Annotated in this window: 32 protein-coding genes and 1 tRNA gene; 22 read left to right on the forward strand and 11 right to left on the reverse strand. The window is 49.8% G+C overall.

Going from position 1 to position 24397, the window contains the following annotated elements; genetic code table 11:
- Nucleotides 1-133 precede the first annotated feature (133 nt).
- The 6 genes from C7964_RS20135 (at nucleotide 134) to C7964_RS13650 (ending at nucleotide 6407) form a co-directional block, all read left to right on the forward strand.
- Complete coding sequence (locus C7964_RS20135; protein ID WP_220000178.1) at nucleotides 134-307, forward strand: hypothetical protein; 174 nt, start codon at nucleotides 134-136, stop codon at nucleotides 305-307.
- Between the two features lie 1177 nt (nucleotides 308-1484).
- The gene (locus C7964_RS13630; RefSeq protein WP_110280167.1) at nucleotides 1485-2630 is read left to right on the forward strand and encodes a capsular polysaccharide export protein, LipB/KpsS family; all 1146 of its coding nucleotides are present in this window, start codon (nucleotides 1485-1487) and stop codon (nucleotides 2628-2630) included.
- 8 nt (nucleotides 2631-2638) lie between these two features.
- Nucleotides 2639-3397, forward strand: a complete 759-nt coding sequence (locus tag C7964_RS13635; RefSeq protein ID WP_110280168.1) for a glycosyltransferase family protein — start codon at nucleotides 2639-2641, stop codon at nucleotides 3395-3397.
- A 37-nt stretch (nucleotides 3398-3434) separates the two neighbouring features.
- Nucleotides 3435-4373, forward strand: a complete 939-nt coding sequence (locus tag C7964_RS13640) for a glycosyltransferase family 2 protein (RefSeq protein WP_110280169.1) — start codon at nucleotides 3435-3437, stop codon at nucleotides 4371-4373.
- Between the two features lie 148 nt (nucleotides 4374-4521).
- The gene (locus C7964_RS13645) at nucleotides 4522-5337 is read left to right on the forward strand and encodes a class I SAM-dependent methyltransferase (RefSeq protein ID WP_110280170.1); all 816 of its coding nucleotides are present in this window, start codon (nucleotides 4522-4524) and stop codon (nucleotides 5335-5337) included.
- The gene (locus C7964_RS13650) at nucleotides 5334-6407 is read left to right on the forward strand and encodes a glycosyltransferase family 8 protein (protein WP_110280171.1); all 1074 of its coding nucleotides are present in this window, start codon (nucleotides 5334-5336) and stop codon (nucleotides 6405-6407) included. The genes C7964_RS13645 and C7964_RS13650 overlap by 4 nt, the downstream gene beginning before the upstream one ends.
- An 18-nt stretch (nucleotides 6408-6425) precedes the next feature.
- Here C7964_RS13650 and C7964_RS13655 read toward each other — a convergent pair whose 3' ends face one another.
- From C7964_RS13655 to C7964_RS13670, 4 genes are all read right to left on the reverse strand, one after another.
- Nucleotides 6426-7481 carry a glycosyltransferase family 8 protein gene (locus tag C7964_RS13655; protein WP_181417180.1) on the reverse strand — a complete coding sequence of 352 codons (1056 nt, stop codon included), beginning with the start codon at nucleotides 7479-7481 and terminating at the stop codon, nucleotides 6426-6428.
- 543 nt (nucleotides 7482-8024) lie between these two features.
- On the reverse strand, nucleotides 8025-8444 hold the full coding sequence (locus C7964_RS13665) for a hypothetical protein (RefSeq protein WP_110280174.1): 420 nt from the start codon (nucleotides 8442-8444) through the stop codon (nucleotides 8025-8027).
- 496 nt (nucleotides 8445-8940) lie between these two features.
- Nucleotides 8941-9267 (reverse strand): DUF6626 family protein, encoded by a 327-nt coding sequence (locus C7964_RS19750; RefSeq protein ID WP_146214860.1) that lies wholly within the window; start codon nucleotides 9265-9267, stop codon nucleotides 8941-8943.
- 466 nt (nucleotides 9268-9733) lie between these two features.
- Complete coding sequence (locus C7964_RS13670; protein ID WP_146214861.1) at nucleotides 9734-10537, reverse strand: hypothetical protein; 804 nt, start codon at nucleotides 10535-10537, stop codon at nucleotides 9734-9736.
- A 231-nt stretch (nucleotides 10538-10768) separates the two neighbouring features.
- Here C7964_RS13670 and C7964_RS13675 point away from each other — a divergent pair, with 231 nt between their 5' ends.
- The 4 genes from C7964_RS13675 to C7964_RS13690 all read left to right on the forward strand — a co-directional run bounded on the left by C7964_RS13675 (nucleotide 10769) and on the right by C7964_RS13690 (nucleotide 13043).
- Complete coding sequence (locus C7964_RS13675; protein WP_110280176.1) at nucleotides 10769-11578, forward strand: hypothetical protein; 810 nt, start codon at nucleotides 10769-10771, stop codon at nucleotides 11576-11578.
- A 72-nt stretch (nucleotides 11579-11650) separates the two neighbouring features.
- Nucleotides 11651-12358, forward strand: a complete 708-nt coding sequence (locus tag C7964_RS13680) for an AAA family ATPase (RefSeq protein ID WP_110280177.1) — start codon at nucleotides 11651-11653, stop codon at nucleotides 12356-12358.
- Nucleotides 12358-12648 carry a hypothetical protein gene (locus C7964_RS13685; protein WP_110280178.1) on the forward strand — a complete coding sequence of 97 codons (291 nt, stop codon included), beginning with the start codon at nucleotides 12358-12360 and terminating at the stop codon, nucleotides 12646-12648. The genes C7964_RS13680 and C7964_RS13685 overlap by 1 nt, the downstream gene beginning before the upstream one ends.
- A 71-nt stretch (nucleotides 12649-12719) precedes the next feature.
- Complete coding sequence (locus C7964_RS13690) at nucleotides 12720-13043, forward strand: hypothetical protein (protein ID WP_110280179.1); 324 nt, start codon at nucleotides 12720-12722, stop codon at nucleotides 13041-13043.
- Between the two features lie 369 nt (nucleotides 13044-13412).
- Here C7964_RS13690 and C7964_RS13695 read toward each other — a convergent pair whose 3' ends face one another.
- Nucleotides 13413-13739, reverse strand: coding sequence for a DUF6626 family protein (locus C7964_RS13695; RefSeq protein WP_110280180.1), 327 nt, complete (start codon nucleotides 13737-13739; stop codon nucleotides 13413-13415).
- Between the two features lie 213 nt (nucleotides 13740-13952).
- On the opposite strand from C7964_RS13695, the gene C7964_RS13700 reads away from it, so the two are divergent.
- Both C7964_RS13700 and C7964_RS13705 read left to right on the forward strand, forming a co-directional pair.
- The gene (locus C7964_RS13700; protein ID WP_110280181.1) at nucleotides 13953-14411 is read left to right on the forward strand and encodes a hypothetical protein; all 459 of its coding nucleotides are present in this window, start codon (nucleotides 13953-13955) and stop codon (nucleotides 14409-14411) included.
- A 22-nt stretch (nucleotides 14412-14433) separates the two neighbouring features.
- Nucleotides 14434-14730 carry a DUF3768 domain-containing protein gene (locus tag C7964_RS13705; protein WP_286163951.1) on the forward strand — a complete coding sequence of 99 codons (297 nt, stop codon included), beginning with the start codon at nucleotides 14434-14436 and terminating at the stop codon, nucleotides 14728-14730.
- A gap of 794 nt (nucleotides 14731-15524) precedes the next feature.
- Here the strand turns inward: C7964_RS13705 and C7964_RS13710 are convergent.
- Both C7964_RS13710 and C7964_RS13715 read right to left on the reverse strand, forming a co-directional pair.
- Nucleotides 15525-15601 (reverse strand) — tRNA-Ile (locus tag C7964_RS13710).
- A gap of 22 nt (nucleotides 15602-15623) precedes the next feature.
- A complete protein-coding gene (locus C7964_RS13715) occupies nucleotides 15624-15863 on the reverse strand; it encodes a hypothetical protein (RefSeq protein ID WP_110280183.1) in 240 nt (79 codons plus the stop codon).
- A 392-nt stretch (nucleotides 15864-16255) separates the two neighbouring features.
- On the opposite strand from C7964_RS13715, the gene C7964_RS13720 reads away from it, so the two are divergent.
- Nucleotides 16256-16822 (forward strand): tyrosine-type recombinase/integrase, encoded by a 567-nt coding sequence (locus tag C7964_RS13720; protein ID WP_110280184.1) that lies wholly within the window; start codon nucleotides 16256-16258, stop codon nucleotides 16820-16822.
- Between the two features lie 7 nt (nucleotides 16823-16829).
- Here the strand turns inward: C7964_RS13720 and C7964_RS13725 are convergent, their stop codons facing one another.
- The 4 genes from C7964_RS13725 to C7964_RS13740 all read right to left on the reverse strand — a co-directional run bounded on the left by C7964_RS13725 (nucleotide 16830) and on the right by C7964_RS13740 (nucleotide 20410).
- On the reverse strand, nucleotides 16830-17672 hold the full coding sequence (locus tag C7964_RS13725; protein ID WP_181417181.1) for a heparin lyase I family protein: 843 nt from the start codon (nucleotides 17670-17672) through the stop codon (nucleotides 16830-16832).
- A 302-nt stretch (nucleotides 17673-17974) separates the two neighbouring features.
- Nucleotides 17975-19210, reverse strand: coding sequence for a tyrosine-type recombinase/integrase (locus C7964_RS13730; protein WP_110280186.1), 1236 nt, complete (start codon nucleotides 19208-19210; stop codon nucleotides 17975-17977).
- A gap of 71 nt (nucleotides 19211-19281) precedes the next feature.
- On the reverse strand, nucleotides 19282-19836 hold the full coding sequence (locus C7964_RS13735) for a hypothetical protein (RefSeq protein WP_110280187.1): 555 nt from the start codon (nucleotides 19834-19836) through the stop codon (nucleotides 19282-19284).
- Nucleotides 19837-19948: 112 nt separating this feature from the next.
- Nucleotides 19949-20410, reverse strand: coding sequence for a winged helix-turn-helix transcriptional regulator (locus C7964_RS13740; RefSeq protein WP_286163942.1), 462 nt, complete (start codon nucleotides 20408-20410; stop codon nucleotides 19949-19951).
- Between the two features lie 693 nt (nucleotides 20411-21103).
- Between C7964_RS13740 and C7964_RS20230 the strand changes: the two genes are divergently transcribed.
- From C7964_RS20230 to C7964_RS13780, 9 genes are all read left to right on the forward strand, one after another.
- Nucleotides 21104-21364: a hypothetical protein gene (locus C7964_RS20230; protein WP_286163943.1), complete on the forward strand. Its 261-nt coding sequence runs from the start codon at nucleotides 21104-21106 to the stop codon at nucleotides 21362-21364.
- Nucleotides 21365-21391: 27 nt separating this feature from the next.
- On the forward strand, nucleotides 21392-21676 hold the full coding sequence (locus tag C7964_RS13750; RefSeq protein ID WP_110280189.1) for a hypothetical protein: 285 nt from the start codon (nucleotides 21392-21394) through the stop codon (nucleotides 21674-21676).
- A 34-nt stretch (nucleotides 21677-21710) separates the two neighbouring features.
- Nucleotides 21711-22085: a hypothetical protein gene (locus C7964_RS13755; protein WP_110280190.1), complete on the forward strand. Its 375-nt coding sequence runs from the start codon at nucleotides 21711-21713 to the stop codon at nucleotides 22083-22085.
- Between the two features lie 54 nt (nucleotides 22086-22139).
- Nucleotides 22140-22469, forward strand: a complete 330-nt coding sequence (locus C7964_RS19755) for a hypothetical protein (RefSeq protein WP_146214864.1) — start codon at nucleotides 22140-22142, stop codon at nucleotides 22467-22469.
- 223 nt (nucleotides 22470-22692) lie between these two features.
- A complete protein-coding gene (locus C7964_RS13760) occupies nucleotides 22693-22977 on the forward strand; it encodes a hypothetical protein (protein WP_286163944.1) in 285 nt (94 codons plus the stop codon).
- Between the two features lie 89 nt (nucleotides 22978-23066).
- The gene (locus tag C7964_RS13765) at nucleotides 23067-23414 is read left to right on the forward strand and encodes a cupin domain-containing protein (RefSeq protein ID WP_110280191.1); all 348 of its coding nucleotides are present in this window, start codon (nucleotides 23067-23069) and stop codon (nucleotides 23412-23414) included.
- A gap of 3 nt (nucleotides 23415-23417) precedes the next feature.
- Complete coding sequence (locus C7964_RS13770) at nucleotides 23418-23747, forward strand: nuclear transport factor 2 family protein (RefSeq protein WP_110280192.1); 330 nt, start codon at nucleotides 23418-23420, stop codon at nucleotides 23745-23747.
- A 29-nt stretch (nucleotides 23748-23776) separates the two neighbouring features.
- On the forward strand, nucleotides 23777-24118 hold the full coding sequence (locus C7964_RS13775) for a hypothetical protein (RefSeq protein ID WP_110280193.1): 342 nt from the start codon (nucleotides 23777-23779) through the stop codon (nucleotides 24116-24118).
- Nucleotides 24118-24372 (forward strand): DUF3303 domain-containing protein, encoded by a 255-nt coding sequence (locus C7964_RS13780; RefSeq protein ID WP_110280194.1) that lies wholly within the window; start codon nucleotides 24118-24120, stop codon nucleotides 24370-24372. Before C7964_RS13775 ends, C7964_RS13780 begins: the two co-directional genes overlap by 1 nt.
- Nucleotides 24373-24397: the final 25 nt, after the last annotated feature.

Here is a 24397-nt window from a genome sequence, read left to right on the forward strand (position 1 = left end):
CAGGGTTGTGCGCGGTAAGCGCAGAGATGCTGTTTGACGCCAGAGCGTCAGGAGCTAGCCAGCGAGCTGGCGCGCCATTTCGGGGTGCGCGATGATGATCCACCAATTGTAGCGCGCTTTGCTTGAAGGTATTTTGGGTTTATTTTCGCGCTATGGCCAGAACATGCTGGCCGTCTATGAAGCGCGGCTCAATCAGGTTTGGTGCGCCAACATTGCCTGCCGGCCCCATCCGGCGCGGATTTTGTGTCTTGTGGCGATCATGACCTGGGACACACGCAAGGTGGCGGCTGTCGCATCGTCGCGCTGAACGAAGCGATCCACAAGTTCGGCGCAGCAGATAGTGCTTGTCCGAACAGGCTGCGGCACTCAAACGTGCGTATCTGAATGGATGGCAAGGTCCGGTTCCTTGACAACCTGTTCGCCGCACGGCTCTGGTCGTCTCTGAAGTATGAATGCGTCTACCGGCATACCTAGGTCCCGGATCAGAGGCAAAAGCAGGTACCACAGTAAGTGGATGGTCTTCGACATCCACAATAACCCGTGCTCAGTCTTTGGCGGGCAGTCATCGTCCGTGGTCTAGAGGCAGTAAGACAACGCGGTTCCGATTGGCAGGTGCAAAGAGTAGCTCGGTTTACGTCAGATCCTGTCCTGCAAACGGGGCATAGCTCATACTGTGTTACATATAGCGTCAATACAGCCCGTGGCTGCGTTGTGTTAGCACAGCAATTCAGCGTAAAAAGCACCAACACGCATAGAACATTGCGATCAGCTTGCGACTCAGAAAGTAAAAACCAAGCTATTAGTATTAGACGTTAGTCTTTGGTAGAAATGGTGCCCAGGGGCGGAATCGAACCACCGACACGAGGATTTTCAATGCAGGTGGCAGTAGATTTCTGTTCGATTACTGTGACTTAGCGTACGAAAGTTTTGGTGTGCGTAAAAGTGTGTTTTTGGTGATTTGACAGGGTAGGGCGGTAATTACTATGTTGAACACAGTAACCTGAAACACTGTGTTGGACAGAGTATTGGGGAACACATTCGCAAACACAATACTTGGTCGGTCGGTTGGGTGTAATCCTTTTCATGACGCTCAGGGACCAAATTCAAAAGTTTGAATTTTTCAACCTTATGCATGGAAGTTGTGCAATGTATATGCATTGGGACGACAGATAGGGCTGATCTTGTGGCTGACTGCGAAAAACGGCCGATTTGAGGTGTTCTGGACAAGTATTGCCATTGCCTGCATGCCGCTAGGGTTGCGCGATTGAGGTAGAACAACCTTCTGGTAAGGACGCAGTCAACGCGTCAGATTGGCGAAATGTCTACCGAGTATATTTTGCAACACTGAAGATAATGACAGTTTTGAACACTTAACTTAACCTGCCTGTGAAGTCATGTTGGTGTTTTATACATGAGGTCGTAGTCGTGAAATTGATCGCATCTTTAAATACAATTTGGTGAAGCCAGAAGAGAAAGCATCATTCATGCCCGTCACGTTTGTTTGCCTAAATCCGCATAAAAACAAAAGGCGATGGATGCAGATGATGCTTTCGGCAGCTGGTGTGGTGAAATTTATCAATGCAGTACCGCTTGGTTTTATCCATTACGCTGAAAGTGACACGCGGGCCGCATTGGCCTTGGCGACTGCAACGAAACAACCTCGTTCGGCGATTGCTCGTCGCGCAAAGCTGTGGCTGCTGAGGCGGCAATATGCAGGTAGTCGAGCCTACTTTGCTCGTGATCCAAATTTGGTTGCCGTCGCATGGAATGGTCTGAATGGCACTCGGCGTGTTTTTATGGATGCCGCCAAAGATGCTGGCAACAAAACCTTGTTTTTTGAGTTAGCGCCATTTGCAAATCGCATCACGATTGACCCGCGCGGGGTTAATTTTGCCAACTCGCTGCCTCGCGATCAGGCTCCCTACGTCACATGGGCTTCCAAACATGTCAAAGACCCAGAACATTGGCATAAATTGCGTGACACCATCACACAACGCAAGTCGCGCGCAGTTGCAGATAGGACAGATGCCAACCTGCCACTTACCGCCCCCTTTATCTTTGTGCCACTTCAAGTGCCTGGAGACAGCCAGCTACGCATATATGGTGGGGCCTTTAAGACTGTAGAATTATTTGTAGATGCGATTCTAGAAGCGTCCGTACATTGCCCCAAAGGTTGGCATATACGGATCAAAGAACATCCTTCGGCGGCACCATTTGTTCGTGACGCCATTGACAAATCTGGGGTTAGCAATGTCGTTCTTGACAATACAACGGACACGTTTGAGCAAGTGAAAAAAGCAAAACTGATTTTGACGGTCAACTCCTCGGTCGGTTTGGAAGCGATGTTTTTTGACAAACCTGTCGCCGCATGTGGGGATTGCTTTTGGGCGATAGATGGTATCGCGGCCAAAGCAACAACACTGAAAGACATTGAGCGCATCATGGCTGATCCTGAGTCAGTGACGTATGATACGGCGGCTCGGCATGCGTTTTTGAACTATGTCGACAAGTGCTACTACCCTGAGTTATCTGCTCCTGCAAACGCGGCAATCATAGAGCGGATCAGTGGGCCTGATGACAATGGCTTCTGGGACGCGCAAACTGCTAGAAACGCCGATGATCTTGTTTAGGCTATAGTGTGAATCTTATCTTTCAGCACCTGCGACAGACGGCGAACATTGGCGATTTTTCTTGTAGCCCGTTTGACTATTTTGACTGGGGAAGTGCCACAGTGAAAGATATGCGCGACCCTTCAGCGCCCTATGATGCCTGTGTATTTGGTGGCGGCAAAATCTTTGGTGGCCTGGCTGAGGCCAAAGGGGTCAACCGCGAGCGATCACCGTTGCACATCGCGTGGGGCGTGGGAACGCGTCAGACCTTTCCCTTTTCCCCCAAATATCTGCGCGCAAGCAAACTGTGCAATCTGGTTGGAAGCCGTGATTGGGGCGATAGACGTTATGATTTCGCACCCTGCGCAAGCTGCATGTCGCCACTGTTTGATGAAAACATGACACCCGAGCACGATGTTGTCTTTTACTTGCATGGTGGGAAAACGGAAAAGCAAAACATTCGCATACCTAAAGGAATGCCACAAAAGGCCAATAACGTTGGTACCTTTGAGGATTCAATCCGATTTATTGCGAGCGGCAGGACTGTAATCTCGAATAGCTATCACGGCGTTTACTGGTCGCTGCTACTGGGGCGCAAGACGATCTGTATCCCGTTTTCTAACAAATTTTTTGGGTATCGGATGTCACCCGCTTACGCGACTTCGAAAAACTGGTTGAGCAAGTTGGATACTGGTATAGCACACGCCGACATGCTTGATGTCTGCAGGTCATCAACAATTAAATTCAAAGCAAAGGTGGACGCACTGTTGGCAGGTTTAGACAGATGATTTGTTACGATGCCCTGCACGTAAGGAGGCTTTGAAAATGCGACATCGCCTCTCTATCATCATTCCCACCTACAACCGCCCGTCCATCTTGCCGCGCGCGGTGGCCTCTGCACTAGTAGCCTGCCCGGAAAGCGCCGAGATCATCGTTGTAGATGACCGTTCCAACACGGCCCAAACAGCACTGATTTCAATGTCTGGCGATCCGCGACTTAGAATTGTTGCAAATGATGGCGATAAAGGTGCCGCAGGCGCGCGTAATTTCGGCGTCAGTATCGCGCGGGGTGACATCATCCTTTTTCTCGATGATGACGATGAACTGATCCCCGACTACCCTGAACGGGTTTTGGCCGCAGCGGCACACAGCAAGGCCGATTTTGGTTTTTCCGCAGCGCTGTTGGTGGATCACCGGCTGAACACGGAACGAAGTAGCACCAAGGAGAAGAGTAAGGCGCTACAACAGGGTGTTCTCACTGCAAACGTCCCCTTGCAAGACAAGATGCCGGGACTAAGCCGCGGGGTCTGGATCCGCAAAGCCACATTTCAGGATGTCGGGGGCATTTGTCCCGCACAGATTGTCGATGAGGATGGCGATCTGTTTTGCCGGTTGTTCGGCTTTGGGCACACATGCTGGTTTGAAGCAGCGCCAGGTGTCCGAATCCACAAGGCCTATGAAACTGGCGGCCAACTTGTAACAACACTTTCCACGGGAACAGATTCGTTAGTAGAGGCCGAGTGTCGACTTCGTACCTATCAACGAAACCACCCCTATTTCCCGCAACGCTCTGCTGATCGCTGGTTTCTCATCCGTAGAATATTACGCCATGCCGCGTATAAGGGTGTGGACAATGTGGCCATCAGCCTTTTGGCGGACATCAAGCCGATCGACTGGCGCTTGCGAGGTTGGATTTTCTGGAAGCTCAAGAAGACTGCGGCAATCCGTCAATATAAACAAGAAAATAGATCACGCATGCAGTAGTTACATTAAACATGGGGGTTCAGGAGAGCTATGCGGCACTGCAGGTCAAGCGATCTCAGTCACTTTGCGCCCAGTACGCGAATTGGCATTAAAAATCACATTCATGCTAGTTAAGTATAAGAGACAATAGCGATAACAGGAGCCTTCAATGGGGCGCAGAAACATACTAAATCGCTTACTTAAGCCGCTTGGGTTCCAAGTCTACAAGTATAGCGAAAAACACATATATAACGACGTTCTAAAGATCACGACGGAATATAAGAAATATCTTGTGCGCCAAATTGGTGAAGCTACGAGGTATACAATTACAGAAGGCCCATTTAAGGGGCTGAAACTACCTAAATTTGGGTCATGGAGTGACCTTGATATTGCTTCAAAAATCGTTGGTGCTTATGAACTCGAACTGTTTCCAGCTATCGACGATATAATCCAGCGACGTCCAAAGTTTGTTCTAAATGTAGGTGCTTCAGAAGGATATTATGCGATTGGCATGAAGAGAAGGCTTCCAGCTGCGCAATGCTATACCTATGATATTGATGAACGTTCCTTTGGGATTTTGGCAGAGTGTGCTCAAGCTAATAATGTAGAAGTGACACGACTAGACAGCTTTGATTACTATGATCCACTTAACACTGTAGATCCAACATGTCATGATCTTGGCTGCTTTATATTTGACTGTGAGGGATTTGAGCTAGAGATATTAAATTTTCCAAAAGTCGTATCACAATCTTCCATTTTTCTAATAGAATTGCATGAACACATTAAGCCAGGAGTAACGGAGGCGCTTACAGATTTCCTCCGTGAGTCACATGAACTGAAAATTATTCAACAAATTGATCATAGCTTTGGGCACTATCCCGAATTAGAAGAGTATGATCTTTGCCAGCGGGCAATTCTCTTAGATGAACAACGTGGTATGCCAATGCAGTGGCTTTATGCAATTCCGCTCAAGGTGCTAATATGAAAGCGTTTTTCTTTGTGGTTGACGAAATTCTTGCTAACGTTGTGAGCGCACAAGCCTTGAATATCACCAAGCTCACTGGGTGTGATGTTCATATTTTCGTAGAACGGCGGGACAGGTATGCCGCTGTTTTGGAGCTATCCTCAGTTTCTTCCATAAAGTATCACTACGACGTTCTTGGCGAAATGCTTCCACCCAATTTACCCGGGAGTAAAAAATGGCCAGCTATTGTCTATTTGCGAGTATTTGCTCCTTTCTTTTTGCAGAATTATGATCGAGTGATTTACCTAGATGCAGACGTTCATTGTCGCCATTTTGATGAAAGAATATGGTCTTTAGAGTTACCGAGCGGCTTGGCGGCGGTCCATGATTTAGTTGTTGCTAGATCGCAGCCGTTAGGCCTTACGATTAGCAGGAGAGAGTGGCTTGATAGTATCGGGGTTGCTAGCGACAGATACTTTAACTCTGGCGTACTGGTGATTGACGTGAGGAAGTGGTGCCAGGAGAATTTCGCTGCAAAACTTACTGATTATTTTGAGAATTACGGGAGCAAAGTATTTATGTATGACCAAGATTTTTTGAATTACATGTTCCAAGATAAATGGGTTGAGCTCAGTCCACAGTGGAACTTTCAAGCTGCACTATTTCATTTTGGATTTGAAGATTTTTTTAATCCTATTTTATATCACTATAGTCAAGATAGGAAGCCATGGTTTAAAGATAATAACTTTGAAGAGAATGGATATCGAATTTACAAATTTCTTTTTGAGCAAGCAAATTTGGATATTACCTCGCAGCATGAAGATCGTCGACATCCTAAACCTGATTTTTTAACTGTGATAAAATGGAAAGTCCGCCAATACTTATCGAGAATTGGAATAACTTCTAGAAAAGAAAAAAGGCTCAGAAAGCGATGGGAAATCAGAAGGTGTGAGTATGAACATTTTTTTAGAGATTCTCTTTCTGCCAATTGTTTTTCTTTAGATACTCGAAGTGAATTTCAGACTGTAAAACCAAAGTTAACATTTACTGGCAGGAAACTCCTTGTGGAAGATTCGGCCATTTCGATTTAATTCGCAGCGTTCTGGCGGTCACACATCGGGATCAACTGCACAATACGGATCGTCAAACCGCGTCATATACGGCATGAACCGGTTGAAGTCATACCACTGTTTGAGCAGTGATTTCTTATGAAACTTCGGTGCGGCAAAGATTGATTTTGGAACAGGCATCTGGGCTGCAGCCTCGGGGTAATGCTGCAGGAAAAAATCGCGGTAGGCATTGGGGTATTTGGGCGGAAACTCTCCGGTCAATGTGTTCCACGGTTTCATACGACCTGCAAAGTGAATAAGAAACGGATCGCACGCCTCAATCATATAGCTGAAGCGGCCCGAATACATCCAGTTCCAGACGACAGATAGCTCTGACCAGCGTCCACGAAATACAAGATTCAACACGGATTGATCATGCATGACCAAAGCGTCTGGGTGATCCGAAATGACTTTCAGTGCGCGGGACAACGTTTCGGTCCCTTCCCAGCGGGGAACGTCAATCAGCAATACGCCGGCATTGAAGTAAGGGGCCGGTGTCATGCGCAGTTTCTTGAACTCGGGCATCAGCCTGCGCATTTTGTTGCGCTGGTGGCTTGTTCTGACGGCGGCGATTGGATGCCCTGCAAGCAGTTCGACCTCCAGCAAGCGAGACAGATCACCACCGATCAGAAAAATATCTGCGTCAAGGTAGAGAATGCGATCGTAGTCAGCCGCGAATGCCGATGGTAGCAGCAACCGCAGGTATGATGCCGCGTTGATCCTTTCACTGACTGGCGCCTGCGCGATGGTGTCCTGTATCCTGATCTGGCAAAGCCTGACCGGCAACTGCGCCAATGACGCGGGCAACTCGATTTTATCCTCGCTGCATAGGCAAATATCAAAATCAGCGGTTGGATGTTTTTCAGCTATCTGTTGAATCAAGAAAGCAGCAAACTTTGAAAAATCGTGATCACAGCATAGAAAAACAGCTTTTCGAAACTTTGCAGGACGCGATGCAGTATAATTGACCAAGCCGTTGTCCTCAAAAGCTGATGATATGCAGAAATTGGAAAGATGAATACTTTTTGCAGATGAACCGATGAATTGGCATCTCAATACATTGTGTTGTGCTCTGAATTGGTTTGCCGTGCTTCCAATGACGTGACGTTTTGTTCAACTCAGATATCCGGATTAAATAGCTATGCTCGGCGAGTACACCGCATCGGCAATGTCTAAACCATTTGTGCTATGCCTTCCAGCCCCTGTGTCAAGCGGAGCGAATTCACTTGAGATCGCCCAAACTGTCTGGTTGTGAACAAAGACGCACGTAGAGCGCTAACACTTGCTGATCGCTATGCGGGCGGGGCGTGGTCTGGGCACTGGACGCGGACACAGTTGCAGACAGCAACAGTCAATTCAGCTTTGCCCCACGCCTGATCTGCGAACGGGTTGACGCTGGGGTTATGCGCCAAGACTGCGGTGGTGGTGCTGAAATAGGCTTGAACAGCCGTTCCGAGGATGGCCTGAGCAATGTGGAATTCCGGGTGATCATGGACAGGGTCGGCGACACCACTCGCTCAAGTTTTGCGCTCAACCTCGAACACCAGTTTTAAAACCCACTAACAAGAATCCAGAGGGGCGGCCTTCAGGTCGCCCTTTTCAGTTCAAAATTTTCATTTTGGCTGCTGCAAGTGCGCGGATGAACGGAAGTGCGCCATAACGCCAATCCTCTTCGAATAGGCGAATATCACTGTTTTGGGGCTCACTATCTGCTTTAGGTTTTTCTGCACCTTCAAAGCCCAAATAGGCGAACTCCGGTGGCGTGAGCTTGGTTCGCGCAAACACAGCAAGGTTTTTCGGTTGCCAAGTCATCGTTGCGAATATCTGCTCGCGCTGTTTCCCATTGTCGGTTTCCCAAACAGCCCATAGCCTCATGTCTGCAAACGTTGTGTGGGTGAAGCGAACGTCCACATCGTTACGCTGCCGAAAATGCTCATCCACGCTTTCAAAAAAGCCTCGCGCAGCCAGCGGGGCAGCCTCGATACGCTCAAAAAACTTTACTCGTGCTGACTGATCCATGTGCTATCTCCCTGCTTCGAAAGCAGATTAGGTCATTTTCGCTATGCCTGCCAGTCTTTAGGTCAACTGGTAAGAGGGATGCCAAGTCTCAGCATGAAGCGTGAACAATTGAGTCAAAATGCAGCGTACAGCTTCAACAGGTGTTGCTCGCTACATGGGCCAGCGCACACCACCAACCGACGCAAGCACGGCCCGCACAGCTTGTTTGTGACGCCATCAACTCAACTCGTCAGACTTGGGTTCGTTGAATGGCTTGGGTTTGGCACGCTTTTTGGGCTTCGGGCGTGGCTTGGGTTTTGTGGGCCCTGGTATGGGCAACTGTTTTGGCTTGGGATGCCGCTTACACCAAGCTTCGCCCACGATCTCGCTCACCAGCACAGTGCAGACCTGCACTGATGGGGTGATGCAAAATCACCAGGCTGATTTGATAAGTACTTCCCTGCCAAAAACTGCGCACCCAGATTTTCTCGGGGCAGGACCCATTTCGGACAGGACATCACGCAGACATCCTTTCCGGCGCACGCCATACTGCTTCCGCATGTTCAGCTATGGCTTGGTCACAGAGCAGCTTCAGCCGATCAAACTGCTCTGCCAAACGGCCGTGCTCCCTATCGCCACTTGATCGCAGACGATCTGCGTAATGGCCCAACTTATGAGAGCAGATAGCAAGTGTTTCAACGCTCGGTCCCGTGCCGTGATTGCGCAGCGTTCGGATATAGCCTTCACTGCGCCCCAGCCATGCCCGACAAAACTCTGGCGTGTTTTGCGCAGCCCCACACGCAAGCAGCTCATCTCTCAAGTGTTCCAACAGTTTCACGCTCATACCACCTCCTAAAAATCTCATGTTCACAGATATTTATCCGATTTTCTGTTGCTCATTGATGTGTCGTGACCGTAACGTTCAAGTACGTGCAGGAGAGCAAAATGCCCACATATTCGCCCAACATGAAACTGTGCGCCACTTGTGAACGCTGGGCTGGTGCCCGCAAAGCCAACGCAACCCGTGCCTTTGTGTCTACAGCGTCACCAACAACACGAGGGGAATGCTTGGGCGGTGGGCACAATCACGCACAAACACCAGCGTCTGGCACCTGTGGCCAATACCGAAAGTGGTCGGTTCTGCGTTGAGCCTCATCACAAGTTCTGTGTCACGGCAACTTCTCAAGTTTTCTGTTCTCACAGTGTCACGGGTTCTTTGTTGAAACAGCGTCACAGGTTCTGTGTTTGACGAACTATGTTTCCCCATTTTGTTGAGAACACAGTGTTTGGGACATAGAACTTTCCAACGCTCAGCGCGGCTTGATCCGCTTCTTCCACCTGCGACGGCTATAGATCATGTCCCACAGATCATGGGTATTTGGCTCGACAGCGTGATCTGGCATGTCATAGCTCGGGAAACGACCACGGGCGGCATTCTCAGCCAGCGCCAGCCCTCTGCTCCAAGCACGGCTTGTTAGCACCGCCAAAACTGAGCGATCATATACCTGTTCACCACGTGCTATTCGTGCGCCAGCATCAAGTTCTCGGCTATATGTGTCACTGACCTTGGCCCGAGCACCCACCCGCCATAATGGTTGGCGTGGCATTGCGCAGCGCACCCAAACCACGAACAGATAGCGAAACAGAGTATCTTTGCGCTGCCTTGTGCCCACCAATGGATATTTCGCTTTACGCGCAGGCAGCACACGGTGTTCGTCTTCGTACCGCGCCAACAGTTTCCCCAACTGTCGGGTGATCTGTGTTTTGGTCAAACCCACAGGAATGCTCACCAACATAGCATTTGGTTGCCCTTGCTCGGTCCAGTCATTTTCAATGAAGCCTTGTAGACGCTGAGCTGCTTTGCGGTGCCGATTGCTGCGTAAATTGTCGATGCGCTGCACACGGGGTTTCGCCCCTTCGTAGCCGAATACGGTCAACCCGCGTTCGCTCCACCAGTCCAAGAAACTCACACGCTGAATGTCGCCCAAATCGTCATACACCGCCAGCACATCTTCAAAATCAGCTGGCAGTCGTGTTCGTTCTGCGTGCGTCAAAATCCCAGCCCTATAGCGCCGTGCCAGCTCGTAGCTTGGGCTTACAGCCAGATACTCCATCCACAGCAGATAGAATCCCAGCTTTGTGGCCCATACACCGTCGTTGTGAAAGTCTGCGGCTCTAGGGCTGTCATGTTGTGTGCGAACAGGTTTCATACATTAATATGAACATCATTATCCCATACTTGTCCATATTACACAGTAAAGGGACTGATGGGCTAACTCCGAATACAACTGGTTCATCGACACGGCAATCACGCCGGTCGCGGTCAGACACAAGGAGATATTCACATGACCAACACTACAGAAAAGAAGTTCGAGCTCAGCAACATCGTAGACGCATTGATTGAACAGCGTCGTATTTGGGAAGAAGGCACATACGCCGCAAGCAACGCAGAACTCTATGCATTGCTTGGCAGTACGCTCGATCTGTTCATTAAGGTGCGCAGGAGCGTGGAGCTAAGCCGCGCAGTGACCGATCTGCTGGATCAGCACGGCATTGGCTACAACAGCAACACCAGCTTAGCGCTAAAAATTGTGCGGCTCGTGTTCGTGGGCAAGGGGCGCGAACAGAAGATCGAAAATCGCGCATATACCTACGCTCGTGTTCTCACCATTGCATCGGAAGCGGGCATCACCGGCGCACAGGTGCCTCAGTTCATTGCCGACAACAACGGGATCGATGAGTTGCGTCGGCAGGGCAAGGACGGGGAAACGGACGCACAAAAAGCCAAACGTGCTCGCAACTTTGCCGAAGCAGCACTGGTGAACCAAAGCACAGTGGCACCTGTTGCAATGGTAGATGTTCTTCAGCCGGTAGATGGCGCTCGCTACAGCTTGGCGCTGGTTCGCAAGAACGAGGACGGTACCGGATCAATCGTGTTCGGCACCAACAACGCTGCAGCAGTGAACACTGTACTGACAATTGCAGGCAAAGCGCTGAAGGAGCGTGCTGTACAGACTGCTGAGCAGAACGTCACAAAGCACGATGCAGAACAGCGTGCTGAAAACATGGAACTGCTTGCACAAGAGCTGCTTGGAAATGGCTTTCAATCTCAGGTGCAGGTCACAGTGCCCGCAACGGAAGCAGCATCATTCTAATCGCAAACAACACAGCAGGCAGCAGTTCAGCTGCCTGCTCACCCCTCTTATTTTTTATTGAAAGGAACTCAGATGAAGTTCGACAAAAAGCACCGCCCGCAAACGCTTAACGACGTGATCTGCGCAGACGCGGACGTAAAGCAAACACTCAACGAATACGCTAACAATCAGCGCGACAAGCACTTGCTGCTTTATGGGCCCAAAGGCACTGGCAAATCTGTATCAGCACAGCTCGTGCTCAAAGAACGCTTGGGCGTGATTTGGCAGGCAGGGCTTGGTGAGCCATGGAACGCCAAAGCCTATCAGGCCAAGTATGACGGCTTCGAATTTGCGCTGCAGCAGTGGGACCTGCAGCATTCAATGGGGTCAGGCATGGGCTGCTCAGTGTTCGACGAATTGGACCAGTTTACGCTGCCGATGCAGCACAAGTTGCGGGCGTTCATTGATCAGTACGAAATCGGCACAATTATCGCCACCACCAACAATCTGCATCTCATTGATGGACCGCTCAAAGACCGTTTTCGGCCCGTATTTATAGATTACCCCAGCATCACGCAGTGGGTGCCACGTGTGGTGTCTGTTCTCGCAGCTGAAGGTATTCCCGTCACAACAGTACAAGCAGCAGGGTTGCTCAGAGGTTTTGAAGGCAGTGGGCGCAAACTGGATGATTGGATGGAAGACTATGTGTTTCGCCTTCAGCGCATGATGGCACAGGTCACAACGCCGCCAGCCCCAGCACACCAGTGCGCACACACCATCAATGGCACGGGGGGCAAGTAATGGAAACGTTGGAAATCGAACTGGCCTACCTTCAAGAGCTGTTGGACGACGATATTGGACGTGTTCTCAATCAGTACCTTGAGTGGGAAGCGCTGACGAATTGCTCGGAGCTGTTCGACTTGGATGTCGGTCACATTCAAAACCCACTCGACGTTCTACCCGATATGGTCATGCTCAAAGCAGATCAACGCTTGTCAGAAGGTCAAGCGGAACGGTTCAAAGCTGTGTGGCAACGCTTCACGCCTGAGCAGCAAATGCACATCATCTTTCGGGCATTTGAGCACAGCTAAACCGTTTTGTGTCGCCGGTCTCAATCGGCGGCACACCACATTCCCCAACAATCGAATAGGAGAAAATCACCATGACAATGGACACAATGCTGCGCTTGTTTAACATTGAGCAGTTGATCACCCCCCGCGTCGTCAAGGTGCTGCAGCGTCAAGAGCAGATCGATGATTTGCAGAATTGGTATGAAGGCTTCAATCCGTTGCCCATGCTGCGCGACTTGGCAAATAACGAACTCAAGCAAGCAGTAGAAAGCACGGCATTGGCGCGGATGTCAGACGCGGATTATGCTGGGTTTCGGCGATACTGGGACCGTTTGGACCCCGCGCAACAGCGTCAGTACCTTTGCGAACGTGCTGGATTACCAGACCCCGAACGCGATAGAGACTTTGATCTCTGATCGACATCACAAATGAAACATCGCCGTCAGCATGCGTGCTGGCGGCTTTTTTGTGCCCACAGCGTCACAAGTTCTGTGTGGGGCGGACTATGTTTCCCCATTTTGTTCGCAACACAGTGTTTGCGACACAGCATTCGAAGTTTTGACAACAACACAGTGCCTGCAGTTTTTATCCAAACACAGCATGTTTTCTCAATCTTACTGTGTTGTGATTAAGCGCTGAAATGGCTGGACATTCGAACAGTGACGACTGCAGGTCCGCCCACAGATATGGGGTGATGCAAAATCACCAGCTCGAAACGATAAGTACTTGGCCGTCAAAATCCGTAGCTGATAATCTTCTGAGCACAAATCTCTCTCGTCCCACAGTCAAATCCCCATGCGCTTGGGCGTCATCCATTGCGCACGTGCCTGCTGCTCCAGCGCCTGCTCACATAACTGATGCAGCTTTCTAAAGCGCTGGTGCCAATCTTGATGTTGAGGCTGTGTGCTCTGTGCCAAGTGCTTGGCATAATAGGCCAGCTTGCTGCTGCAGGTCGCCATTGTGGCAGCACTGGGATCAAGATCACGGAAACGCAGTCCACGCATATAGCTGGGATCGCGTGCCAACCAGTTTTCACAAAACTCTCTGTTTGATGCAACTGCTCCGCATTTGGTCAGTTCATCGCATACCTGCTCTAATATCTGTCTCGACATACTCGTCCTCCTGTTTGTAACACATGTATTTATTCCGCGCCCGGCGATGCAGCGTGTTTTCGGCAGTGTTCACGAAGACTGTGTTCTTGCTTGAAACGGATGAAGATTTCACAGCCTGTGTTTGACCGCGACAACACCTGTCTTTTCGGTCGTCCAGCTGAATCTCTGACCATATGCTCGCGTTATAAGTGTATCACAGAGGAGCACAGACACATGACACATTTGGCAAAACTGGCTTTCAAAACAGTCACACGCAGCAACACACGTGATCCTGTTGTGGCACGACGTGACAAGTTGGTGGCCGGATTGAAGGAACAGCAATTGGTTCACGCAGCAGCACTCAAAAGCCAAGACCACCGCGTTGAACGATCAAAGTGGATGACAAACGAGCAGGGTGAGCGGGTCTTGGTCAAAACGCATCGTCGTGTGCGCCCGTGGTTCTTTGAGCAAGATGGCGGTTGGTATGTGCAGTGCCGTTATGGGGCACGTGTGATTGCGGCAGATGGCACCAATAACGCTGTGTTCGTCAAAACACTCAAGGACGTAGGTGCTGTGTTGGATGTATTCCTCTCAGCAGCATCAGCAGGGGAGTTGGACGCAGCTATCGCCAAAACAGCTGAACGCAAACCCCGTATCAAACCCGGCGCGGCCAAGGCAGCAGCAAATGGCTGAATGTAACACTGACAAAATACGTGTGTTGAACGATGACGCACGGCAGTCATTTACTGGCTGTCGTGTTGTCATAACGCAGGGCATTCAAGCCATGGACGATATGGCAGATGTACTGGATCAGGTGCGCTGGTATGATGTGTTCACGCCAGAGAATGACCCATATCACGAACATGACTTTGGCTCGTTTCGGCATGGCGATGATCTGATCTTCTGGAAATGGGACTATTACGACGTGGACATGGGCATGCATTCACCTGATGCCAGTGATGCAGCTGTCACCACCCGCGTACTCACCATCATGCTGGCAGACGAATACTGATTTTTCGCCATTTGTCTGGCAATATGGATTATGTGTTTCAGTGGATACAACATATCTGCTTCGCATCTATGTGCTGCTCTTGTTGTTCGTGCTTGCTATCGCTGCGCCTCACAATGCAATCGCCGCTGATTGATTTCATCTTGAAGAGCTCAAAGACGTCTTGTGATTTATATGATTGATTTTGTTTGAATATTTTCTTTTGGCATCTGCAATGAGCCACTAGACCAACGCCTATTGAGGCGTCGGTCCAAAAGCACGTCGCTGCTATCTGCAGTCGCGCACTAGGCTGTATAACTGAACCCGTTTCCGGGAAGAGTAGGTTTTGCGATCATCTCTATTACCAGCTACCACGCACACACAGGCCCATACAGCAGGGCTGCCCTGTGTGTTGACGGTTCTCTTGCGAGGTTGTCATCCGTCTCACTTTTGCCAATCCATAATATTCTTATGGCACCTTACCATTACGACAATCGAAGCTGAGGGCTGGTCAAACATTTGCACCTTAACAGCTTTAGGCATCCCACCTACGAGGATGGGGTAGTCGATTGAAGCATAGAACTGGCACTACATTTACTCACCGTCACACTTCAGAACGGACTTGCGGCACGATTACAGTCGGCGTGCTAACCTTGATCCAGTTTGTGGTGCCTTTACAGTTGCCTAAGTGTCTTTGTGTTCAAGTTTATTTATCAACTTAAGCAAAAAACCGGGGCAAAAGCGGTCAAACCGGCTTGCTGGAAAGGCCGTAGGTTATGTGTTGTCGCCACGCATGGCATATTAATAGAAAATTCGCGTGGTAGGCCCGGCAGGACTTGAACCCGCAACCAAAGCGTTATGAGCGCTCTGCTCTAACCAATTGAGCTACAGGCCCACGCATCACCCAAATAAAACGCCTATGCAGCAGTGTCGACCGTGTTTGTGCGCTGTGCGTTTTCGACCCAGTTCGCTACGGCAGCTGCTGCGCCATAGCCCAATCCGGCGATGCCAAGGAAATTGATTTCGAAAAGGGTGTCATCGCTGTGATCCGCCCATTGGCCGCCCGATTGAATTACTAAGCTGCGCATCAGCGCAACGGGGTCAGCGTCTGTGCGCAGCTGTTTGATGATGTTCTGAAAGTCCTGCTGATTTGTCATTGTCCACCCCTGCACTGTTTCAACCGTGATTTAGGCAATGGTGTGCACCGCGCAAGTGCTGCTGTGACGCCTATCGTAAGATCACTTGGCTGGATTTTATTATAATGGCAGCCTGATTGGGTCGTAGCGCTGCTAGCGCTGCCATGCTCCGCTGTTTCCGCGTTTTGGGAGGAGTGCGTTGTAGACAGCGGAGCATACTAAACTAGCCCTTCAGTTTTTCTTGCTCAGTAACACAGAACACAAAACCTCATAGAACTAGTATTGTATGAGATTATTGGGTAAGTCATTGAATTCATTTGAAGACCATTTGGTGCAGTTTCCGGTCGACCAACCAATACCTCAGACTTTATAGTCAAGCATATGATATAATGAGGTTTTTGGGGGATTGCGCCATGCGCCAAGCACAGACATTGAACGAAGCTCAACTGCGTAGGGTACTACACTACTGCCGTAGTCGTCGTCATCCTGTTCGTGACGAAACCATCATCCTGTTCAGCTTCTACGCAGGGCTACGGGCCAAAGAAATCGCCGCGCTTACACGTGGGGACATTTTTGACGATGCGGGCGCAGTGCGTGAGCAGTTCATCCTTGCAGCAGCACAGAGCAAGGGCGGCAAGACACGCACGGTATACTTGAACCAACGCTTGCGCCGTGCGCTCGCTGAATACGGTGCTGGCCTTCCGAACAACAACCCACAGCGTCCCTTGTTTGAGAGCCAAAAAGGCGGGCACTTTTTGGCCAACACCATGTGCCAGCTGTTCTTGGATATCTACAAGGCGGTGGGGCTCAAAGACGCTTCAAGCCACTCGGGACGCAGGACTTATATTACCAGACTGGCAAACAAGGGCGTGGGCGTGCGCTTGCTGGCAGAATTGGCGGGGCATTCACACATCTCAACCACACAGCGTTACATCGACGTGAACGCTGAACAGCTGACCGCTGCTGTTGAACTCCTGTAATGCCGGCTTAACGAGGCAATCCTTCACGTGTAGACGCTCTACCAATATTTCGGTAAAGTGCATTGATTTCGGTCAGGGGAGTACCGCCGCGCTGGTTCGCGAAATAAATGCCGTATTTTCGATAGATCTTGGCGCAATCATCAATGCAGGTAGGTCCCGCGTAACTCATTCGCTGAGTGCCATCGATGTACACGTCAACACGCCCGTCTTCGCCACTGCTCCATCGAATGAACATTTCAACTCGAGCCCACCGACCGATAAGTTCCGTAACGCTACCAACTCGCTCATCACCAATCGATGGACAATCATAGGGAGGCTCAAGCCCACTGTCACGACTCAAAGTAACATTCAAGCTTGTGTCATTATAGCCCGATTGATGGCGAAAGATTAAGAGTGGGCAATTCACCATACCTTGCTTGAATTGACCTAAAATGATCGGGCCAATCGGCTGATTTCGACCATAAAGTGTATCCTCATCTAGCCGAACTTCCCAGCTATACCATGACGTTGTCGGCTGCCTGACATCGCCAAACCGAGGTCGATCCCAAATATTTTCCGTGAATTCAAATCGCCCTGAATTATAACGGCAGTCTTGTCCTGAGCATTGACCTTCTCGCAGAGTAAAGCGTTGCACAACGCCAGCGTTTGTTTCAGGATCAGGCACAACAGAGTACCCCCCCTGAACCTCGAGATCACTCGTTTGCCAGTAAGCATCACCCCAACGCATGTCGGCAAATGGGTTACGAGTAGCGGCGCTGTCATCAGCAAGCTGAGCAGTATCCAACTGACAGGATGCTAGGATGATGGTTGCACCCAGAATACCTACTGCTTGTTTTAGCATGTTCATCATCTGAAACTCCCCGCATAAGCCTAGAAAGAAGTATGTTAGATTTTCCAAGAGGCAAACTTTTTCTCCTAACATGTCCAGTATCGGGATAGGCTTCGCCGAGTGCGAGGGCAACTCACACGGACCAAAAAGGTCATGAACTTTAGTAAATTTTTCAGCCGAGTTTTTTTAACAGCGAGGCGTCGTGCATTCACCCTGTTCCGCCACATCAGATGCGTGATGCTTTCTTTGAGCGTGGCCATATCTTAACCACGCAGCGTTATATCGAAGTAGAAGCGGAACAGCTGACGGCTGCTGTTGAGCTGCTATGACTTATATCGCTGCAGGAACTCGTCCGCTGGCAAGTCATGCCGCTTGCCTGTGAGCATGTCCTTCTTCAGACGCGGCGTAAGATGACTGTAATGCCGCTCAATCATGCCAATGCTTGTGCCCATCTGTATGGCCAGCGCATGTATATCCATCCCGTCATTCAGCAGTGCAAACGTGGCATAGGTATGCCGCAGACTATACAGCGTTCGGTTTTGCCCAGTACGTGGACAGGTGATCAGCCCTGTCTCTGTTACGAAAGCACGAAATGTCTGATGCAGGTTTTTTGAGACTGTGCCATCCGGTAAACGGAACACAGGCAAATCCACTCGTTGACGGAGCAAGTCTTCGAATGGGATGTGCTTGATGTCGTTGCTGCGTTCGTGAATGCGCCTGAGATAGTTGATCGCACCTGAACGGCAGATAATGTCACGACGCCCAGTTTTGCCGCGTACTGACATCTCCAAGTACTGCAGCCCCTTTTCCTCAAACAGCGTCACATGCTTCCACTGCAGGTTCAGCGCCTCCGTGCCATGCCTCATTCCCGTATTGGCCAGTATCAACACATAGTCGCGCATCAGGTCCCGCATGTCGGTTGGCTTGCCTGCTTTGCCCTGCTTGATCCAATGGGGCAGTTTGCGGATCAGCGTCCTGTATTCATCGCGTGTAAAGTCAGGACGACGCTCACTGCCTTCGCCTTTGTTGGCCAGTATGGGTACATCTTTATGGGCCAGAAAACCCCGTGCCACAGCTTCTTCAAACACGCGGTTCATTGCGGAGTTATGGGTGTTCAGCGTTGAGGCTTTCGGTTCGCGCCCCATACGCTCCCGCCGCCATTCGTAGAATTGTTGGATTTTTTCGTAGTTGATGGATGTGACATACTGAGCGCCGAAGAACGGGATCAGATAGCGTTCAATGCAGACGCAGTAATCTGCATACACCTTCTTGCCCAAGCCCGCATCCAGCTGCTTGCGCATATCCACTATCGCCAGTCTGGCCACGTCAGAGAACTTTTTAGTGACAATGGGCAGATCGTTTTTGTGGCGGAACTTGTATTCAAGGTAGGTGTCACGGGCGTATTCCTTGGCTTCAGCCAAGTCGCGTTTGCCCGTGCTGATTCGGATGGTGTGTCCGTCGATGTTGAACGCCGCCTGCCAACGTTTACTGCGCTCGCGCCTGTACACGCGAACTTCGCCGTCCAGTATCAGATGTGTGTCGTCGCGCAGCTGCCGCATTCCATGCCCCTCGCAGCAACAGTAGGCTCACTGCACCAACAAGTCTATGAAAGTGTGCTTGAAGCATAGCTTTAGCCGAACCGTTCGCGCAACTCTGCTACCTGCTCACCAAATTCGTCTGGATAGCCCCAGCCCATCTGCCCATCAATACGCTGAAACTCCTGCTCAAGCACAGGAATAAACTCAGCAGCCAGCTTAGGGTCGCCTCCAGCAATAAGCTGTTTCTTCACCTGATCCAGCATCGAGCAAAGACTGTTGTAGAAGGTGTCGTCGATATCCCCAAACTCCAACGTGAAATCGTTGCCACATTGAATGTAGTAAACCATCAGAGACAGTACGCCGCGCACATCCCCACTGGCCTTCTTGTAATCGCTGATCGCTTTTCTGCCTTCGCGTAGCTGTACGTCTTGCTTCCACGGCTGTGCTGGACTGATGGCCTGCATGATCCGCTTCTTGTATGGCGCGAGGCTCTGCGCGGCATCTGCGTCAAGCAGACGGGCATTTAGAAAATCTGCGTTTGCCGCGCTCAGTTTGTGCAGGTCTTGGATCAAGCCAATCAGCCGATCCTTTTCCCAGTCCTGCAGCACCGACTTAACATCGCGCCAAGTTGGCTTTTTTGCGCTCATCTGCATTTCCTCAATTCGAGCCGCAGCAACGCTTATATTTGCGACCACACCCAAAAATACCGCAGCTCAAAAGCTAACGCCACCCTCACCGCTTCTTCGCGAATTATCCGGATTAACTCTTCCACCACAATGGCTCAGGAACAGTAGTCTTGTGAATGTGAATATCACGAATAGTCTTCAAAAAGAAATCAATAGCATCAGCATCACCATCAATATAGGGCTGAGACATCGCAACAACCACTGGAGATGGATTTCGGAACTCTGCAGTCCAACTTGCCATCTTAAAGACAACTGGAACAAACCCAATTCCCGATTCGGTCAAGCTATAGATTCTTTTCTGAGAATGCGTGTCGTCGCTCGTTACTTCTAACATCTCTAAATGGACAAGTCGCTGTAAGCGAGATGTCAAAGAACCAGACGAAATTTTTTCCAGGTTGTTTTTCAATAGATCATTGAACGTTCGCCTATCAAAAAGAGCGATGTCTCTAATGATGATAGGTATCCATTTGTCGCCAAGAAGATGCGAAGCCAGCGCGATCGGACACATTTCTTGCTCAACATAATGATCGGGCATCGTTTCACCCCCCCCCCGGAAAACTACTTCAATATTTAGACTAGATTGAAGTGAGTGCGGATGCAAGCATGATCACAACGCTGATGATGAGGTACACCGCGAATGCAACATAATTGTAACAAGGCATACATAGCGGTCCTGACCGGAACTTTAGCCTTGAACATGGCAAACTTTGCCAGTGCCGAACCATCACTCGAGAGGGGCATCTATCTGGTAGAAGGCCCTGCCGCCTGCGGTAACTGCCACACGCCACAAGGTCCTGATGGCCCCATTCCTTCGCTCTATCTTGGTGGCATGCTCATCGAACAAAATGCAGCGTTCACTGCTGTGGCCTCAAACATAACACCTGGAAGCCGAATAGCAGAGTGGACTGACGCCGAACTCGCTCGCGCTATTAGAGAGGGCATGCGGCCAGACGGTTCTATCATTGGCCCGCCGATGCCGATCGGTCTGTATCGGGGTCTATCGGATGATGATTTGATGAGCATCGTCATGTATCTTCGGCAGGTGCCAGCCGTGGAGCATGATCCAGGACAAAGCGTCTACAATATTCCACTGCCAGACTCCTATGGCCCGCCCATCGATACTGTGGAAGCCCTAGTGCCCAGTGTGACCGTTACATACGGAGAATACCTCGCTGGTCCGGTCGCACACTGTATTGAATGTCACTCCACGTTTGGACCGCAAGGACCAATGTTCGATACACACCTCGGGGCCGGTGGTTACGAATTCCATGGCCCTTGGGGCGTCTCAGTTGCCCCCAACATCACACCAACCGGTCTGTCCGAATACTCCGACGCGGAACTTATCGGCATGATTGCTGGGGGCGTACGTCCAGGGGGCATACCGATGATGCCCCCAATGCCATACATCAACTTTGCCCGAATGACCCAGAACGATCTTGATGCGGTGATCATGTATCTCCGGTCGTTGCCTGCCCTCCCTAACGGTTAATTCCTCTAAAATTCAAGGAAAGCGAACATGTCTTATATAATGGTATCTAACTGGTCGACGCAGGAATGGACAACTGAAATGGATGAGATTGGGCAGAGTAAATTTGTCCCGATGATCATGAGTGTTGGCGCTACTGCAGTACAAATGGTTCGCACCGGAGAGAATAATCTATCAGTTATTTCTCACTTTACTAGTTCAGAGGCGGCCGCTCAAGCGAAAGAGAAAATCGCAGCCATCCGCTCTCAAGCAGCGACGGAACTACCAATGACTATGCTGGATGCGAAAGAAGGTGAAGTTTTTGCATGCAGTTAAGGTCTCAAAATCACCAGAATTTAGGATAAACAAGATGAACGTACAACTCCAACAACGAACCTTTAATTTCGCCCTGTCCGTACCTGCGGATTCAGTGGACGAAGTTGAAGCTTCCCTGTCCGATCATGCTAAGTGGATGCGTGAAGCCCATAGTTATGACGACAGCAAGATACAGCTCGTACACTACTATGTCTCAAAAGCACATGAGCTTGTAAACGCCGCTGACCCAACTCAAGGCACAACCGGTCGAGTTCTCTATTCCATCAACGAAGTCTACGTGATGCCTGAGGGCATCGATCAACATTTGGCTGCGGGACAAAGCTGGAATAACTTTCAATCCTTTATCACTACAATCACTGAGTTTGGGAGTGTCCTGGTCGTGAACGGTGAGGTCATTGAGACGCTGTAAGACTCAGCGCAACAGATCCAACTAGAGAAAAACTAGGAATATAGGAACGTACGTATGATCAAAATTACTAAAATCGTTGCGGCACTCTTTGTATGCAGCTCTAGTGCTGTTCTCGCAGATAGTCACTCGCAACTTTGGAACATGGCAGGCCTTGCAAACGCACCGTCTTCTTCTCAGATGATGGAAGGCACAACTGGATCGATCATAATCAATAGCTCAACCGATTTATGGGATTGGTCAGAAGCGCCTGAGGGCTTCCCAACACTGGTAACGGCCGAATGCAATCAAACAGTAGCACTAACTGCGGAAGGTGCGCCATTCGGAGGCGTGGGCGTTTGTAGCATGGTGGATCCAGATGGCGATTTGGCCATTTTTTTTTGGTGAGATAACGCCACAACTTGAATATGTTGGCTCACTCACTGCAGGCAGTGGCAAGTACGAGCAATATGTCGGACAGGAATTTGTTGGCACTGTCACTGGCATGCTGAACACAGGCCAGCAGATGTATCACGTAGTCGCTGCGAACTAAAACCCTATCGCCAAACCAACGTAGTGCTGTGCCCAACAATGATTTTGGCGCATAACCAAAAAACAATGGAAATCTATCATGATTGTAAAACTCACACAGGATTTGGCACGTGGCTTTAAACCCTGGAAAGATATGTTTCATGAAAACGAAGCCGCTCTAAATGCACTTGGCGGAAAGTTAATTTTCGCAGGCACCGAAAAGGACAACGATAATAAATTGATGGTAATAATCGATTTTGAGTCGCCTGAAGCCATGAAAGCCTTTGGCGGCCATGAGGGACTCAAGGCCAAAAGAGCCGCCGCAGGCGCCATCTTGGAAACTACTGTGATTACACCAATGAGTGGAGAATCCTTCACTCGATGACGTAAAGAGAATGGGGTGAAAATTACAGTGCTAATTCACTACTTTTCAACCCAACTTATCCAAATAACCACAAAGGAAGCGAGATCAGTATGCCATTAGAAGTAAAAAACTTCGCAACTCAAGCTGACGAAGCCAAGGACATGCCAAATGCACGTATGGAGGCTGTAAACGTTCTTGGTCAGCGTATCATGAAGTTGACGCTTGCGCCGGACTGGAAATGGTCCACCGACATCAAGCCACTTGTGGGCACGCCAAGCTGCCAAGCCACGCACACAGGTATCATCGTTGAGGGCACTATCCATTGTGTCTGCGACGACGGCTCTGAAGCAACCTACACAGCAGGCGATGCTTATGCGATTTCACCTAACCATGACGCTTGGTGTGTCGGTGGGAAGCGTGCCGTTGTCTATGAATTCGCTGGCATGTGGGGAGAATGAGGGATGTCTCTGTATCAGAAAATAAATGCGGCACAGAATAGCAAAGACATCGAAGCCTACTTGGACTGTCTCCACGAAGACTTCGTATTTGTTCGGCATCAATCTGGAACGAAAGTTAGCAAGTCCGATTGGACACCAACACTGATGAGCATGATGCAGAGCGACGCCTTGTCGTTCAATAATCAAAGATGCCTTTATGAAAACGACGAGATCATGGTCGAACACTCGTTTATGACTTTTCCCGACGGTACGTCAGAAGCAGTGCTGGTCGTCAATTTTTTGCAAGATGGCAAAATCATCCGGACTGAAACAGGCGCGACACCCATCAGGTGATTTGCCCAACATATAGAGAGATACAATTCATGCCTTTGCTAGCGATATGTATGCCGATTTTGCCAGGTAAGATGGAAAAGTGGCAAGCGATGATGGATCACGTGAAGTCTACACCTGAATTTTCCGAATCCAGGGAAGCAGTTGGTGTGCACGAAAGAACCTTTGTACAGCGGACACCGGCAGGGGACTTATTGATCATAACCTTGGAAGGTGATGATCCCGCTGCAAGTTGGACAAAAATCATGGCAACAATGCCTCCTGATTTTGCTGAATTCGCAGCTGACGTTCATGGAATGGATGTCAACGCCTCTCCGCCGCCACTGCCTGAATTAATCTTTGACAGTCGCGCACACAAGCAGGAGAGAACATAATGTTATTCATGGTAAAACTTACGCATGATTATACAACGTGCCAAGCGCATCATCCGGAGAAGTTCCCTTTGTTTAGGGACACCTTAGCAAATGTTGGCAACCACGGAATCAAAGTTCATGGAAGCTATTCAAATCGCCTTGAGCATACTTCGTTTATGATACTTGAAGCAGATACCTTTGAGCAACTAGATGCTGCTTTCGACCCAATTCTTGAAATGGGAAATTTCGAGGTTACACCAGTCGTCAAAAGGTGACTGAAAGAATATTGAAAAAGTAGGA

Source organism: Loktanella sp. PT4BL (assembly GCF_003201935.1).
Classification (GTDB): Bacteria; Pseudomonadota; Alphaproteobacteria; order Rhodobacterales; family Rhodobacteraceae; genus Yoonia.